At 49.9% G+C, this 14,792-nt stretch carries 12 protein-coding genes; 10 read left to right on the forward strand and 2 right to left on the reverse strand.

Annotated elements, in window-relative coordinates; genetic code table 11:
- Positions 1 to 153: 153 nt before the first annotated feature.
- Positions 154 to 720 carry an RBBP9/YdeN family alpha/beta hydrolase gene (locus GA693_RS01360; protein WP_160241560.1) on the forward strand — a complete coding sequence of 189 codons (567 nt, stop codon included), beginning with the start codon at positions 154 to 156 and terminating at the stop codon, positions 718 to 720.
- Here GA693_RS01360 and GA693_RS01365 read toward each other — a convergent pair.
- Positions 707 to 1,465 (reverse strand): type III pantothenate kinase, encoded by a 759-nt coding sequence (locus tag GA693_RS01365; RefSeq protein ID WP_016659855.1) that lies wholly within the window; start codon positions 1,463 to 1,465, stop codon positions 707 to 709. The two genes, GA693_RS01360 and GA693_RS01365, sit on opposite strands and share 14 nt — an antisense overlap.
- A gap of 9 nt (positions 1,466 to 1,474) precedes the next feature.
- Positions 1,475 to 2,233, reverse strand: coding sequence for a biotin--[acetyl-CoA-carboxylase] ligase (locus GA693_RS01370; protein WP_104489319.1), 759 nt, complete (start codon positions 2,231 to 2,233; stop codon positions 1,475 to 1,477).
- Positions 2,234 to 2,262: 29 nt separating this feature from the next.
- Between GA693_RS01370 and GA693_RS01375 the strand changes: the two genes are divergently transcribed.
- From GA693_RS01375 to GA693_RS01415, 9 genes are all read left to right on the forward strand, one after another.
- A complete protein-coding gene (locus GA693_RS01375; RefSeq protein ID WP_075167580.1) occupies positions 2,263 to 3,072 on the forward strand; it encodes a sulfite exporter TauE/SafE family protein in 810 nt (269 codons plus the stop codon).
- Between the two features lie 148 nt (positions 3,073 to 3,220).
- Complete coding sequence (locus GA693_RS01380) at positions 3,221 to 3,916, forward strand: GntR family transcriptional regulator (protein ID WP_005175922.1); 696 nt, start codon at positions 3,221 to 3,223, stop codon at positions 3,914 to 3,916.
- A gap of 10 nt (positions 3,917 to 3,926) precedes the next feature.
- Positions 3,927 to 7,379 (forward strand): chromosome segregation protein SMC, encoded by a 3,453-nt coding sequence (smc, locus tag GA693_RS01385; RefSeq protein ID WP_160241559.1) that lies wholly within the window; start codon positions 3,927 to 3,929, stop codon positions 7,377 to 7,379.
- A 1-nt stretch (position 7,380) separates the two neighbouring features.
- A complete protein-coding gene (locus GA693_RS01390; RefSeq protein ID WP_160241558.1) occupies positions 7,381 to 8,469 on the forward strand; it encodes a cell division protein ZipA C-terminal FtsZ-binding domain-containing protein in 1,089 nt (362 codons plus the stop codon).
- A 93-nt stretch (positions 8,470 to 8,562) separates the two neighbouring features.
- Positions 8,563 to 10,602, forward strand: a complete 2,040-nt coding sequence (gene ligA, locus GA693_RS01395; protein WP_005175932.1) for an NAD-dependent DNA ligase LigA — start codon at positions 8,563 to 8,565, stop codon at positions 10,600 to 10,602.
- 346 nt (positions 10,603 to 10,948) lie between these two features.
- A complete protein-coding gene (gene ftn / locus GA693_RS01400; RefSeq protein ID WP_005175934.1) occupies positions 10,949 to 11,413 on the forward strand; it encodes a heteropolymeric bacterioferritin subunit Ftn in 465 nt (154 codons plus the stop codon).
- 124 nt (positions 11,414 to 11,537) lie between these two features.
- Positions 11,538 to 12,257 carry an alpha/beta fold hydrolase gene (locus tag GA693_RS01405; RefSeq protein WP_016659861.1) on the forward strand — a complete coding sequence of 240 codons (720 nt, stop codon included), beginning with the start codon at positions 11,538 to 11,540 and terminating at the stop codon, positions 12,255 to 12,257.
- A gap of 97 nt (positions 12,258 to 12,354) precedes the next feature.
- Positions 12,355 to 13,638 (forward strand): adenosylmethionine--8-amino-7-oxononanoate transaminase, encoded by a 1,284-nt coding sequence (bioA, locus tag GA693_RS01410; RefSeq protein WP_016659862.1) that lies wholly within the window; start codon positions 12,355 to 12,357, stop codon positions 13,636 to 13,638.
- Positions 13,635 to 14,789, forward strand: coding sequence for an 8-amino-7-oxononanoate synthase (locus tag GA693_RS01415; protein WP_160241557.1), 1,155 nt, complete (start codon positions 13,635 to 13,637; stop codon positions 14,787 to 14,789). The genes bioA and GA693_RS01415 overlap by 4 nt, the downstream gene beginning before the upstream one ends.
- The last annotated feature ends 3 nt before the right edge of the window (positions 14,790 to 14,792 follow it).

The raw sequence follows: 14,792 nt of genomic DNA on the forward strand, positions 1-14,792 counted from the left end.
GCGCCGGGTGCGCCTTTTTGTTGCTCTCCATTTTTAAGTCATTCAAGCGAACGTGCTGCGGTGATCTTTAAGAAAACCCAACAGACGCTTACCCGAAAGCCGCGCTGTTTCGGGCACACTGATGTGCATCAGGAACGAACAGCGAGCACAACAATGGCACAAATTTATGTGGTACATGGTTATACCGCCAGTCCGGATGAAAACTGGTTTCCCTGGATTCAGGAATATGCCGACCAGCAAAAAGCCAGTCTGAAAGTGTTAAGACTCGATCCATCGCCAACGCCAACTCTGGAAGTGTGGAAGCGGCAAATGGATGAGCAGATCGATGAGATTGACGAAAATACCATTTTCATTGCCCATAGTCTGGGCTGTATTGTCACTTTGCACTTTCTGACCAAGAAACTGAAAACCCAGAAAATTAAACAGGTGGTGCTGGTGGCCGGCTTTAATGGCCGTTTGGGCCGGCTGGACGAGGTCAATCCTTTTATTGATGCCTGTAAAATTGATTTTGACTTGCTAAAACGCCAGATTGCGCATCGGGTGGTGATTTACTCAGCTGGCGATGACCGGGTGCTGCCAAAATTTAGTCTGGAGCAGGCACGTAGCCTGGATGCCAAAGCCATTGAGGCACAGCATCAAGGACATTTTATTGACTCTCAAGGCTGTACCGAACTGGTGGAAGTCTGGCAGGCAATTCTGCCTCATATTATTGTGGAATAAGCGGTGTAGACTCATTTGCTGTGGAGTAATGCTGGATATAGCGCTGCAAACCTTTCAGCAATAAGTCCTGCTCCACTAGTGGTTGGTAATGTTGCAGGAATTTGGCAAACAGCGGCGCATCACCCCCAGTCAGCACTAGTTGCCGCGGGGATTGCTGCATGACATATTCAATACTGCTGAGCAGCCCCAGTAAAATGCCATGATGTACGGCATCCAGGGTATTGGTGCCGGGGCTTAGGTCATCAAAGGCTGCTTCCGGAATCCGGATGCCTTTGGTGTGCTGAATTAACGAATCACGCTGCAAATATAGGTTGGGCAGAATATAACCTCCCAGATGCTGATGGCCTTGGGTCAGATCAATGGTCAACGCGGTACCGCAGCTAATCACACATAAATCTTTGTCGGCTTCAGCTACGGCCAGTACCTGTAACCAGCGGTCAATCCCCAGCTGCTGAATATCATAGCCACAGCTCAGGCCGGCATATTCAGCCTGTACCCGCGCAAAAATCACGGGAATATTCAGGAATTTTAAAATTTGCTGAATCCGTTCATTGTTTTTCTGGTCCTGTACCGAAGATACCCCGACATGGGTCAGGTTCAGGCTTTTAAAATGCTGGATCAGGCCCAGCAGTAAATCGGCCGGAGATTGCAGATGCAGTTCAGCGGCATGTTCTACAATCTGCTGATGTTCGGTAATCCAGTATTTGAGCCGGGTATTGCCAATATCTAACCATAAATTTTTCATGTGCTGCGCTCACTGTCCCGGCATTTGCGGGCGTAAACGGCCCTGATAAAACACTTCAACGCCAGAGGCGGTTTCAATCTGAATTGCGCCATCATCCTGAATGCCTAAAAACAGCCCCTGAGCCACACCGCCATGATGTTCAAATTCTACCGGCTGCTGCTGGAAGGCGGCATGATGATTAAAACGTGAGGCCAGTTGATAGCTGTTATGGTTAAACCATTCTTGTGCCTGCTGAATGGCCAGATACAGCTCGGCAATCAGCTGAATTCGGGAAATATCATTTAGGCCCAATTCGGCCAGGGAAGTGGCGTGCTGATCAATCTGCTCGGCCGGAATTGGCGCCAGATTAATCCCCACCCCGACAATGACCTGCTGGGTCGATAGGGGCTCAATCAGAATACCGCCCCATTTGCCTTGCGGGCTATATAAATCATTCGGCCATTTTACCTGCAGGTTCAGCTGGCGCAGGCTGGGCATCTGCAAAATATTTAAGGCAATTTCCAGGGCTAAACGGCCATCTACGGGTGTTCGTAAATTTAGCAATGTGCTTAAATAGACGTTTCCTTCTGGGGACACCCATTGCCGTTGGCGTTGTCCTCTGCCTTGTGTTTGTCGGGCGCTACAGACCAGAACGCTCTGTATTCCTTTTTGAGCAATCTCGCGTACATCATCATTGGTTGATGTAGTCACAGGTTTTAAAATGAGGACTTCAGGAAGCTGTCCGGCTTCGCTGAGCTGTTGTTGTAACTGTCGAGTCTCTACATCCATATGAATCTGAGAATAGTGGAATATAATTTATGGAGTTAATCATATATTTACTGATTGGCGCAATTGCCGGATTTGCTGCGGGTCTGTTCGGGGTGGGCGGTGGCTTAATTATTGTGCCAATTTTGTACATTGTATTTACCCAGCTGAATTATGATCCTAGCGTGATTATGCATATGGCGGTCGGGACTTCACTGGCGACCATTATCGTAACTTCCATCAGTTCGGTCACGGCGCACCATAAAAAAGGTGCGGTGATGTGGAATGTGTTTCGCAATTTGGCACCCGGCCTAATTCTGGGTGCATTTTTTGGCGCCGGGATTGCCGATTTAATGTCGGGGCAGGGCTTGCAGCTGGTAATCGGGTTCTTTGCGGTGTGGGTGGCCTATCGCATGTTCCGCGGTTCAAATACCCCGGTTGATCCTTCACGTCAGTTGCCTTCAACCGGTGCGCAAATGCTGGCCGGTGGCGGAATTGGGATTGCCTCGGCCATTTTCGGGATTGGCGGCGGCAGCTTAACCGTACCGTTCCTGAACCGTTGTGGTGTGGTGATGCAAAAAGCAGTTGCCACTTCGGCGGCCTGCGGTTTGCCGATTGCTATTGCTGGTGCATTAGGTTTTGTCTGGTTTGGCCAGCAGTCTGAGGTGAGCGTGCCGAATACCTGGGGCTATGTACATTTATATGCCTTTATTGGCATTAGCGTGATGAGCTTTATTACCGCCAAGCTTGGCGCAAAAGTTGCACATATTTTGTCACCGGCCATGCTAAAAAAATGTTTTTCAGGTTTGTTGACCACCGTCGGTCTGTATTTTATTTACCAGGGCTTTAGCGCTTATTTTTAAGCGCTTGATGGTGTGGTTGAAAATTGGCTATAGCGACAGAAAATTGTCGGACAATGTCATGGAAATTTGGTCGCTAAGCCAGTAAAAAAGACAATAAGAAAGACCCGCTGCAACTGCGCGCATGGTATAAAAATAACACAGGAACAGTATGCAACAACAAGAAACAGACAGTCTATCTGAACAGATTGCAAAACATATCGGCGAGCAGATTATTAGTGGCGAGCTGGTAGAGGGCGAGCGCATTCAGGAACTGCGTATTGCCAAAGAGCTGGATGTCAGTCGCGGTTCGGTGCGTGAGGCACTGCTGCTGTTGGAACGCACCCATCTGATTGAAATTTTTCCGCGGCGCGGCGCGATTGTGTCGGAAATGTCGGCCCAGCAGGTGCGTGCCCTGTTTGATACCTGCAGCCTGCTGCTGGGGCAGATAGTACAGCGCATTGCAGAAACCTGGCGTCATCATGAAATTGAGCAGCTGCAAAAGCTGATGGAGCAGATTGAGGCCGAATACCGGCAGGGTCATACCGAAAAATTTTATGACCTAATTTTCCAAACCCTGGCCCAGCAGCAGGATATGGTGGCCAATCTGTACCTGATGAAATTCTATCAAGAGTTGCTGCCGTCGTTACGGCGCAGCTATTTTTTAACCCTGAATACGTCACGTCGGGAGTTACAGGAATCGTTTGATCTATTTAAACTGGTAATTGATGCAATTTTAATCCGAAAATCACAACAAGCCTCTTTATTTATGGATGATTTTTGTCGACACTTGCGCAATCTTGTGTTGGAATCTCTGACCCGTATGAAACAAATTGAACTGGCCTGGGCACGCCGCTCACGCCGTTGATCGGGACATTATGCGTTTAAGCAGCTTAAAACTTTCCGGCTTTAAATCTTTTGCCGATAGTACCACCTTACATTTTAAAGCCAACCGGACGGCCGTGGTCGGCCCCAATGGCTGTGGCAAGTCTAATGTGATTGATGCCATTCGCTGGGTCATGGGTGAATCCAGCGCGCGTCAGCTGCGTGGCGGCAGCATGCAGGATGTGATTTTTACCGGGACCGCCAAGCGTAAACCGGTGGGCATGGCCAGTGTCGAACTGCGCTTTGACAATACCTATGGCAAGCTGGGTGGCGCTTATAACGCCTATACCGAACTGGCGGTGCGTCGTCAGGTCAACCGCGATGGCAAGTCAGAATATTTTTTAAATGGCACCAAATGCCGGCGCCGTGATATTACCGATATTTTCCTTGGCACCGGTCTGGGGCCACGCTCCTATGCCATTATCGAACAGGGCATGATTAACCGTCTGGTCGATGCCAAACCGGAAGAAATGCGGGTATTTATTGAAGAAGCGGCCGGGGTATCGCGTTATCAGGCCCGTCGCCGTGAAACTATGCTGCATCTGGACCATACCAGCCAGAATTTATCGCGGCTGGAAGATATTGCTAGTGAACTGAAAGGCCAGCTCAAAACCCTAAAACGCCAGTCGGAAACTGCGCTGCAGTACAAGACTTTAGAAAGCCAGATTCGCAGCATCAAAATTGAAATTTTATCGTTCCAGTGCGAGCAGAGCAGCCGTTTGCAGCAGGAATATACTGTGCAGATGACCGAACTGGGCGAACAGTTCAAGCTGACCCGTTCCGAACTGAGCACGCTGGAACATGATTTGGGCAATACCAGTGAGCTGTTCCAGCGTCTGATTCAGCAATCGACACCATTACAGAATGAATGGCAGCAGGCTGAAAAGAAACTGGCTGAGCTGAAAATGACTCTGGAGCAGAAACAGTCGCTGGTCCAGCAAAACAGCAGTACGCTGGCTCAGTTGCAGGAACAGAAAGCCCAGACCAAAGAACGTCTGCAGCTGATTGATCTGCAGCTAGAAACAGTACTCAGCCAGCAGGAACAGTATACCGAGCAGCTGCAACAGGCCGAGCAAAGCACGCAAGAGCAGGCACAGGCTGTGCAGCAGCTCAAAGCCCAGCAGCAACAGGTGCAGCAGCAGTTTGAGCAGATTAAGGCGCAGGTGGAAAAACAGCAGCAGCAAAAACTGCAAATGCTGGCCCAAAGTGAACAGCTGCTAAAAAATATCAGCCGGATTGAACAGCAAAAAGACACCTTGCAGCAGCAGAGCAGCTCGCTGCAAAGTCAGGCCCAGCAAGATGAAGTCGAGCAGCTGAGCCAGGACAAAGCCCAGTTAAGCCAGCAGCTGGCCGAGCTGGAGCAGCAGATTCAGGCGCAACAGCAGCAGTTGCAACAGGCGCACAGCCTGCTGAATCAGCATAAAAATAGCAGTACTGAACTGAAATCGGAAATTCAGGTGCTCCAGGCCGAGCAGAAAAACCTGAATCAGCTACTGATTAAAAACAGCCCCAAACAGCAGTTACAGCACACCGCCTTAATGCAGGTGCTAACCCTGAACGATGCTGCCAAACCGCATGCGGCATTAATTGAGAAGTTTCTGGCCAAATGGCTGAATGCGCAGATGCTCGAGGCAGATGACAACTTTCAGGACAGTCTGGCGCGTCAGTTAAAACCTGCTGCCCAGCACGCACCGATTCAGCTGGCAAATTTAAGCTGTCTGGCGGACTGGATTGAATCGCCATCTTCTTCTTTATGGCAACAGGTGGCACTGGCTGATGATTTGGCACAGGCATTGCAATTACAGCCAAAGTTACAGGCCGGGCAGAGCATTCTAACTCTAGATGGCTATCAGGTCGGGCCGGACTGGGTCATTGGTTTACTGTTTGATGAAGCCTCACAATCGGCGCAGGGGGCTTTAAGCCATCGCATCCGTCTGGAAGAAATTGATGGGCTACTGAGCCAGAAACAGGCCGAGTTACAGCAGGCTGAACAGGACTTTAACATCAGCCAACAGCAGTGCCAGCAGTTGCAGCAACAGCTTACTGAACAACAGGCGCAGCTGAAACAGCAGCAGCAGGCATTGCAGGCACTGGATTTACAGATTGCCAAAATCCAGAGCGCTGCGCAGGCCTTTGCCGTGCAGAAGCAGCAATTACAGCATCAGCTGCAGCAACTGGAGGAGCAGCTGGAAGAAGATGCCATGCAAAAAGATGATCTGGAAATTGATCTGCATGCGCTGAGTCTCAAGCTGGAACAGGCGCTGCCAAACTATAAAACCCTGCAATTCCAGCTGGAAGAATTAACGGCACAGCTGGAGCAGGCGCAGCAGCTGTATCAGCAACAGCAGCAGGAACTGGAACTGTTAAGACGCCAATCGGTGCAGGCCACACAGCAGTTGGAACTGCTGGAAAAAGATGGCGGCTTTTTAAAGACCCAGCATCAGCAGATTGCAGCGCAAATGGAGCAGGCGAAAAAGTTTGTCGATCCGGTGCAGCTGGAATTGCCGGCACTGGCCAGCCAGTTTGCCGAGCAGCAGCAGCAGACGGAAAAACTGCAACAGACCTGGAATGAATGGCAGCTGGAACTGAACCAGATTCAGAGCAAACAGCAGCAGCTGACCGAGCAGCGCCATCAACAGCAGCAGCAGGATGAAAAACTGCGTAGCCAGCTGGAAGAAAAACGTCTGGCTTGGCAAGCGGCCAAATCTGACTTGCAGCATTATTCCGAACAGCTGAAAGCCTTAAACAGCGAGCTGATTCCGGGGCTGAACATTGATGTAACGGCCCATCAGCAGCAGCTGGAAAAAGCCCAGGCGCAGTTTGATAAATTGGGTGCGGTGAATCTGGCGGCTTCAGAAGAATATGAAGAAGTTTCAGCCCGTTATGCCGAACTGAGCCATCAGATTGAAGATCTGGAAAAAACCGTGGCCCAGTTACAGGCGGCCATGAAAAGTATTGATCAGGAAACGCGCAAGCTGTTTATGACCACCTTTGACCAGATTAATACCGAACTGCAGGCGCTGTTTCCCAAAGTGTTTAATGGTGGTGAAGCCAGTTTAAGTCTTGAAGATGACTGGCAATCGGGTGTAAAACTAATGGCAAGACCACCGGGTAAACGCAACAGCTCACTGGCGCTGTTGTCGGGTGGAGAAAAAGCACTGACCGCACTGGCACTGGTCTTTGCCATTTTCCGTTTAAATCCGGCACCGTTTTGTGTGCTGGATGAAGTCGATGCACCGCTGGATGATGCCAATGTCGGACGTTTCTGTAACCTGGTCCAGGAACTGTCCGAACAGGTGCAATTTATATATATCACACATAACAAGCTGGCAATGACGATGGCAACCGATTTATTAGGTGTTACTATGCCTGAACCGGGAACATCAAAATTAGTCAGCGTAAATCTAGAAGATGCTACAGAATACGGTCTAGTCGCGGAGGCATAACATGGAAATCACCACAATCATTGGGATTATTATCGCGCTCATTATTATGGGTTTCGGTTTAAGAATGATCCTGAAAAAACCGGCCGATGCAGCACCTTCGCTGGACTCCGAGCTGCAGGTCAATGCCGATAGCCAGCAGCCGATCATTCCGCGTCATGTCCGTCATCAGTTACAGACTGAACCGGCCCAGCGCGTAGAACCGACGTTAGGCGATGCCGATCTTGCTGCCGTCGAGCCAAACAGCAAAATTGAGCCACAGGCCATGACTGAAACGCAGCTGACTGAGCCGAACGAAACAGCGCAGGCGAAAACTGAAGCGCAGGCCGTAGCATCTGTAGATGCTGAACCTGCAGCCAAAAATGAGGTAGAAGCAAAGGCAGAAAATCTGGCAGAACAGGCTTCTACCGAAACCACCCAGACTGATGCATCTACTACCGCTGCCGTGACTGCTGTAGCTCATGCTGCTGCATCTGTGCCTGAATCAGCATCGACTGAACAGACTCAAGCTGTGGTAGATACCGAAAAAGCGGAAACTGTGCCGGCTGAATTTAGCCTCAACAGCCAGATTGAAAAAGCCGATATTCGTGAATTTGAAGAAGAAAGCAGTATTCTGGATGCGCATCTGCATGAACAGCAACTGGTAGATGATGAAAGCGCCCTGGCCACTGCAGAATCATTTATTGCCCTGAATATTTTTCCGGAACGCCGGATTTTATCGGGGGAGAAAACCCTGAAAGTGCTGCTTAAATACGGTCTGCGCTTTGGTGAAATGTCCTGCTTCCACCGTTATAACGAAGATGGTTCCAAGTTGCTGTTTTCGGTGTTGCAAATTACCGACAATGGTGCCGATGGTTTTGATCTGGAAACCCTGTCAAATGAACAGGTCAAAGGTCTGGCTTTTTTCCTGGCCCTGCCACATAGCGATGTGCAAAATGCCTTTGATACCATGATCAGCATTTCCGGTCTGATTGCCCGTGAAATTGATGGCACCGTGTATGACCAGAACCATCTGGAACTAACCCCGCAATTACGTGAACACTGGCGTCATCAGGCGATTGATTATCGCGCAGGTCAGGCTTCGCTGGCATAACTGAATTGAAACCACAGCCTCCGGTTTCTATAATACGGCCAAGCGACAAAATTTTTTAAGGGCGGGATCACCGCCCTTTTTTATGGTGAACATATGACTCAACATGCAGATGTGGTGGCGCAAATGCGCCAATTGATCCAGATTTTAGCCCAGCATAATCATGCCTATTATGTCTTGGATCAGCCCGTTATTGCAGACAGTGAGTATGATCAGCTGTTTCATCAACTTAAAGCCTTAGAACAACAATATCCCGATCTGATTCAGGCCGATACCCCAACCAATAAAGTCGGTGGACAGCCATTAAGCAAATTTGAAAGCGTCACCCATGCGGTACCAATGCTGTCATTAGGTAACGTATTTAACCAGGATGAACTGTTTGCCTTTGCCCGCCGCGCCGAAGAGCGTTTACCCAATCAGACCATTCAATATGATGTCGAGCTGAAATTTGATGGGCTGGCGATTTCCTTGTGGTATGCCAATGGCGTGCTGGTGCGCGGCGTGACCCGCGGTGATGGCGAAACCGGTGAAGATATTACTCACAATGTTAAAACCATTCGCAACCTGCCGAAAATCTTATCTTCAGCGGAGTACAGCATTCCGGAGTTTCTGGAAGTGCGCGGTGAAGTGCTGATGCCCAAATCGGGTTTTGAAAAACTCAATGCCGCTAATCTAGCCAAAGGCGAAAAGACCTTTGCCAATCCGCGTAATGCTGCGGCCGGCAGCTTGCGCCAGCTGGATCCGAAAATTGCGGCCTCACGTCCACTGGCGTTTTATGCCTATGGCATTGCCCAGTGCGTGCCGCATCATGGCCTGAACACCATGTCCGAAAGCCTGGACTGGTTACATCAGCTTGGTTTTGCCGTCGGGGAACGCCATTTTGTTTGTGACAGCATTCAGGCCGTGCAAGAAGTCTATGAGCAGATCAATCAGGAACGCTCGCAGCTGAGTGTTGAAATTGACGGCATGGTAATTAAAGTCAATGACCTGAAACAGCAGCAGCAGCTTGGCTTTTTAAGCCGCGAACCGCGCTGGGCCACTGCTTATAAATTCCCGGCAGTCGCCGCGCTGACTACAGTTGAAAATATTCACTGGCAGGTAGGCCGTACCGGTACTTTGACCCCGGTGGCGCGCCTGAATCCGGTGGCAGTGGGTGGGGTGACAGTGTCTAATGTCACCTTGCACAATATTGGTGAAATCCATCGTCTAGATGTGCGGATTGGCGATACGGTCAGTGTCTATCGCAGCGGCGATGTGATTCCGAAAGTTGAAAAAGTCTGGCCGGAATTTCGTCCGGCGGAGGCTGAAACCGTACAGCTACCTGCCTGCTGTCCGGTGTGTGATTCGCCGGTGGTGATGCCGGAAGGCGAAGCGTTGGCACGCTGTTCCGGTGGCCTGTACTGTGCAGCGCAGCGGATTGAGGCCATCCGTCACTTTGTTTCGCGTAAGGCCATGGATATTGAAGGTCTGGGTGATCGTTGGGTGGAATCATTACTGCATCTGAATCTGCTCAAAGATGTTTCGGACATTTACCATCTGCATGAACATCGTGAGGCCTTGCTCAATATTGAAAAGATGGGCGAGAAGTCGGTACAAAACCTGCTCGATGCAATTGAACGCAGTAAAAAAACCACGCTGGGCGCCTTTATTTATGCCTTGGGGATTCGAGGTGTCGGCGAAACTACCGCGCGAATGCTGGCCAATACCTTCCAGACGCTGGATGCCTTACGTGTTGCCAATCTGGAAGCGCTCAAGAAAACCCCGGATGTCGGCGATATTACTGCAGAATGGATTTTAGACTTTTTCCAGGCACCGCATAACCTGGAAGTGCTGGACCGTTTACTGGCGGCCGGTATTCACTGGGATGCACCGCTGGCGCCGACCCGTCAGCCTTTAAATGGTGAAAGCTGGGTGATTACTGGCACCTTAAGTAAAATGGGCCGTGATGAAGCCACTCAAATGCTACAGGCGCTCGGCGCCCGGGTAAGTGGCAGTGTCTCCAGTAAAACCAAATGTCTGGTGGCGGGTGAAAAAGCCGGTTCCAAACTGGAGAAGGCGGAGAAACTTGGTATTCCAGTCATGAATGAAGACCAGTTCCTGAGCCTGATGGCTGAATATGGCCAGACCCAGGGCTAACAGAACAGCAGGCAACCGCTCTCTAGATTGAGCGGTTGCTGTCTGAATCTGGTGATAGGTCAAAACAGAGAAAGCACAGCAGTAAAATCGTAAAAACCGCAGAAATAAGAACCGTTTTTGATAGTTACAAAATTCTAAATTTGCTGCTTTGTGTGTTTGGGCTGCAGAAAAGTGAGATAAATGTACGCAAGCAATTCTTTTTTATGTGGAAAAGTTTGAATCCAGAACTGTAAATGCACATGCTTCTCATTTTAATTATATAAAAATCATATATTTACACAAATTATCTTTTGCAACTTGGCTTGGCTTTCGCCATAATGAGCGTATTCGTAAGGGAGTAATGAAAATGCGTGGCAATCCAGAAGTCGTAGACTATTTAAATATGTTGATCGGTGGCGAACTGGCTGCTCGTGATCAATACCTGATTCACTCGCGTATGTATGAAGATTGGGGCCTGAGCAAGATTTATGAACGCATCGACCATGAGATGCAGGAAGAATCACAACATGCCGATGCCTTGATTCGCCGGGTTCTGTTCCTTGAAGGCACTCCGAATATGCAACGTGATGATATTGACGTTGGTACCGACGTGCTGTCCTGCTTAAAAGCCGATTTAAAGCTAGAGTATGAGGTACGTGAAAAACTGGCCCAAGGTGTTAAGCTGGCAGAAGACAAGGGCGATTACATCACCCGTGACATGCTGCGTCAGCAAATGTCAGATACCGAAGAAGACCATACTTACTGGCTGGAAAAACAGTTGCGTTTAATTGAACTCATTGGTTTGCAGAACTACATTCAATCGCAAATGTAAGCCCAACCCAACATTGACCCGGCACTGGCCGGGTTTTTTTATGGCCAAGATTTGGCGATTTTGATGCAGTGCAGGCGTCGCTATTTTTACTATACTGCGACTAGATGGAAACAAGGACAGCACAATGCAGCAGCGTATACTTTTGATCACCGGATGGGGCGGAGGAACCGGCCTGTTACAGCCTGTACAACATAGCCTAATGCAACACGGCATTCAGGTCGATGTCCTGAACATTTTTAATGCGGCGGATCCGGTACAGTTCCAGCAGCAGCTGGAACGGGCCAAAGGCTATAGCGTGCTGATGGGCTGGTCTCTGGGTGGGCAGCTGGCAACCTTACTGGCCGATGCACTGGCGCAATCCGGACAGGCGCCGCAAGCGCTCATTACTTTGGCTTCGAATCCGTGTTTTGTTGCGCAAGACGCGTGGCCCCACGGGATGGTTCCCGAGACTTTTCAGCAGTTTAAACAGGGCTTTGCCAAAGATGCGGCCGCGACCTTAAAACGTTTTGGTTATCTGGTCTGTCAGGGTAGTGCCCAGAGCCGGCAGGATTTACAGAAATTACAAAGTTTAATCCAGCCGCAATCTCTAACCTTGTTAAAACAGGGATTAGCTTTGCTGGAACAGCTTAATCTGGTGACCATCTTAAAAAATTATCCGGCTCCACAATATCATTTGCTGGCACATGAAGATCAGCTGGTTCCTTGCCAAGTTGCAGAAGATTTACAGAATTTAGCTGCAACAAATCTTCAGGTGGAAGTGATTTCTGGCTCGCATGGCATCCCGTTGTTTGAAACAGATGTGGTTACACAGAAAATTATTGACTATTTAAAGCAACTCTCCTGACCCTTCAGCGGAAATGATAATTCCCGCAATTTCTTTTTCTGTGTGGCGGGAGTAAGATCGAGCTCATGTAGATTTTAAACCAGACAGGGAGTCCGGGATGACCGATTTATTTGACCAGCAACATCTTTGGCATCCTTATACTTCCATGACCCAGCCGCTGCCGACCTTCAAGGTAAAGCGGGCTTATGGTGCGACCATTGAACTCGCAGATGGCCGCTGTCTGATTGATGGCATGTCATCGTGGTGGTGTGCTATTCATGGCTATAACCATCCTGAACTGAATCAGGCCGTGACCGACCAGTTACAGCAGATGTCGCATATCATGTTTGGCGGTCTGACCCATGATCCGGCCATTGAGCTGGGCAAATTACTGCTGCAAATTACTCCGCCGAGTCTGGATAAGATTTTCTATGCCGATTCCGGTTCCGTGGCGGTTGAAGTCGCGTTAAAAATGGCGGTGCAGTACTGGACTGCGCAAGGCCAGCCACAAAAAACCAATTTTATTACTCCACGTTCCGGCTACCATGGCGATACCTGGAATGCGATGTCGGTCTGCGATCCGGTCACTGGCATGCATCAGATTTTTGGTTCAAGTCTGCCGAATCGCTTATTTGTACAGGCACCACAAACCCGCTTTGATGAAGACTGGAACCCAGATGATATTGCCGATCTGGAGCAGGCTTTGGCCCAGCATCAGCATACACTGGCCGCACTGATTCTAGAGCCGATTGTACAGGGCGCGGGCGGTATGCGCTTTTATCATCCTGAATATTTGCGTCAGGCCAAGCGTTTATGCGAGCAGTATGGTCTGCTGCTGATTTTTGATGAAATTGCCACCGGCTTTGGTCGTACCGGCAAGTTATTTGCTTGGGAACATGCCGGAGTCGAGCCGGATATCATGTGTATTGGCAAAGGACTGACGGGTGGTTATATGACCCTGTCGGCAACTTTAACCAGCAAGCAGGTGGCAGACACCATCAGTCAGGGGGAAGCTGGCGTGTTTATGCATGGCCCAACTTTTATGGCCAATCCGCTGGCTTGTGCGGTGGCACTGAAAAGTACTCAAGTCTTGCTGGCACAGGACTGGCAGGCCAAGATTCAGCAGATTGAACAGCAATTGAAACAGGCTTTAACGCCACTGGCTCAGCTGAGCCATGTACAGGATGTGCGGGTGCTGGGCGCAATTGGGGTGGTTGAACTGACTACGCCAGTCGATATGCAAAGCCTGCAGCAGCAGTTTGTACAGCGGGGCATTTGGGTGAGGCCATTTGGCAAACTGGTTTATGTGATGCCGCCGTATGTGATTTCAGCAGATGAACTGCACTACTTGCTGACCCAGTTGACCGAGGTGGTCCGCCAGATGCAGGAGAATGCCGCATGAGTTTGCTCGACCATTATGCCCAGCAGCTGGAGCAGTTAAAAAGCACTGCCAATTTGCGTCAGTTTCAGTCCAATCTGCAACATGGCCGCACGATTCAGATTCACGGGCAGCGCATGCTGAATCTGTCCAGTAATGATTATCTGGGGCTGGCCAGCGATGTCAGCTTGCGTGAAGAATTTTTTGACTTAACCCCCGCAGCCGAGCGCCGTATGAGCGCCTCATCGTCGCGTTTGCTGACCGGGAACTTCCGGGAATATGAGCAGCTGGAAACGAGTCTGAGTCAGGCCTTTGGCCGTGCCGCCTTGCTGTTTAACAGTGGCTACCATATGAATATCGGGATTTTACCGGCACTGGCCGACAGTAAAACCCTGATTCTGGCCGACAAGCTGGTCCATGCTAGCATGATTGATGGTATCCGTTTATCTTCTGCCAAGGCGGTGCGCTACCGGCATAATGATCTGGCGCATCTGGCCCGGCTGCTGGAACAGTATCATGACGATGCGCAAATTGAACGGATTATAGTCGTGACCGAATCCATTTTTAGTATGGATGGTGATGAAACCGATCTGGCGGCACTGGTGCAGTTAAAGCAGCGTTATCCGAAAGTGATGCTGTATGTTGATGAAGCACATGCTATTGGTGTACGTGGAGAGCAGGGACTGGGCTGTGCGGAGCAGTATGCGGTGCTGGAGCAGGTTGATTTTCTGGTGGGGACCTTTGGTAAGGCCTTGGCCTCGGTCGGTGGATATCTGATTAGCCATCCGCTAATCCGTGACTATTTAATTAACCGCATGCGCCCGTTGATTTTCAGTACCGCGCAGCCACCGCTGAATATGGCCTGGACCCGGTTTATGTTCCAGAAGATGTTGCAGATGCAAGCTCAGCGCCAGCATTTACAGCAGATCAGCCAGGAATTAAAAGCGCAGGTTGAAGCCAAAGGCTATGCCTGTCCATCGACCTCGCAGATTGTGCCGGTAATTCTGGGCGAATCGGAAAAAGCCGTACAAAAGGCACAGCAGCTACAGCAGGCTGGGTTTTATATCATGCCGGTACGTCCGCCGACCGTACCGCAAAACAGTTCACGGCTGCGGATTTGCCTGACCGCGCAGATTCAGTCCAGTGAGCTGGCGCAATGCGTGGCGCTGTTATGATGG

Source organism: Acinetobacter indicus (assembly GCF_009914475.1).
In the GTDB taxonomy this organism is placed as follows: Bacteria; Pseudomonadota; Gammaproteobacteria; order Pseudomonadales; family Moraxellaceae; genus Acinetobacter; species Acinetobacter indicus.

Coding starts and splice junctions, on each gene's coding strand:
- GA693_RS01360 (WP_160241560.1), top strand. CDS start 154: ATGGCACAAATTTATGTGGTACATGGTTATACCGCCAGTCCGGATGAA.
- GA693_RS01380 (WP_005175922.1), top strand. CDS start 3,221: ATGCAACAACAAGAAACAGACAGTCTATCTGAACAGATTGCAAAACAT.
- ligA (WP_005175932.1), top strand. CDS start 8,563: ATGACTCAACATGCAGATGTGGTGGCGCAAATGCGCCAATTGATCCAG.
- GA693_RS01370 (WP_104489319.1), bottom strand. CDS start 2,233: ATGGATGTAGAGACTCGACAGTTACAACAACAGCTCAGCGAAGCCGGA.
- ftn (WP_005175934.1), top strand. CDS start 10,949: ATGCGTGGCAATCCAGAAGTCGTAGACTATTTAAATATGTTGATCGGT.
- GA693_RS01415 (WP_160241557.1), top strand. CDS start 13,635: ATGAGTTTGCTCGACCATTATGCCCAGCAGCTGGAGCAGTTAAAAAGC.
- GA693_RS01365 (WP_016659855.1), bottom strand. CDS start 1,465: ATGAAAAATTTATGGTTAGATATTGGCAATACCCGGCTCAAATACTGG.
- GA693_RS01375 (WP_075167580.1), top strand. CDS start 2,263: ATGGAGTTAATCATATATTTACTGATTGGCGCAATTGCCGGATTTGCT.
- GA693_RS01405 (WP_016659861.1), top strand. CDS start 11,538: ATGCAGCAGCGTATACTTTTGATCACCGGATGGGGCGGAGGAACCGGC.
- bioA (WP_016659862.1), top strand. CDS start 12,355: ATGACCGATTTATTTGACCAGCAACATCTTTGGCATCCTTATACTTCC.
- GA693_RS01390 (WP_160241558.1), top strand. CDS start 7,381: ATGGAAATCACCACAATCATTGGGATTATTATCGCGCTCATTATTATG.
- smc (WP_160241559.1), top strand. CDS start 3,927: ATGCGTTTAAGCAGCTTAAAACTTTCCGGCTTTAAATCTTTTGCCGAT.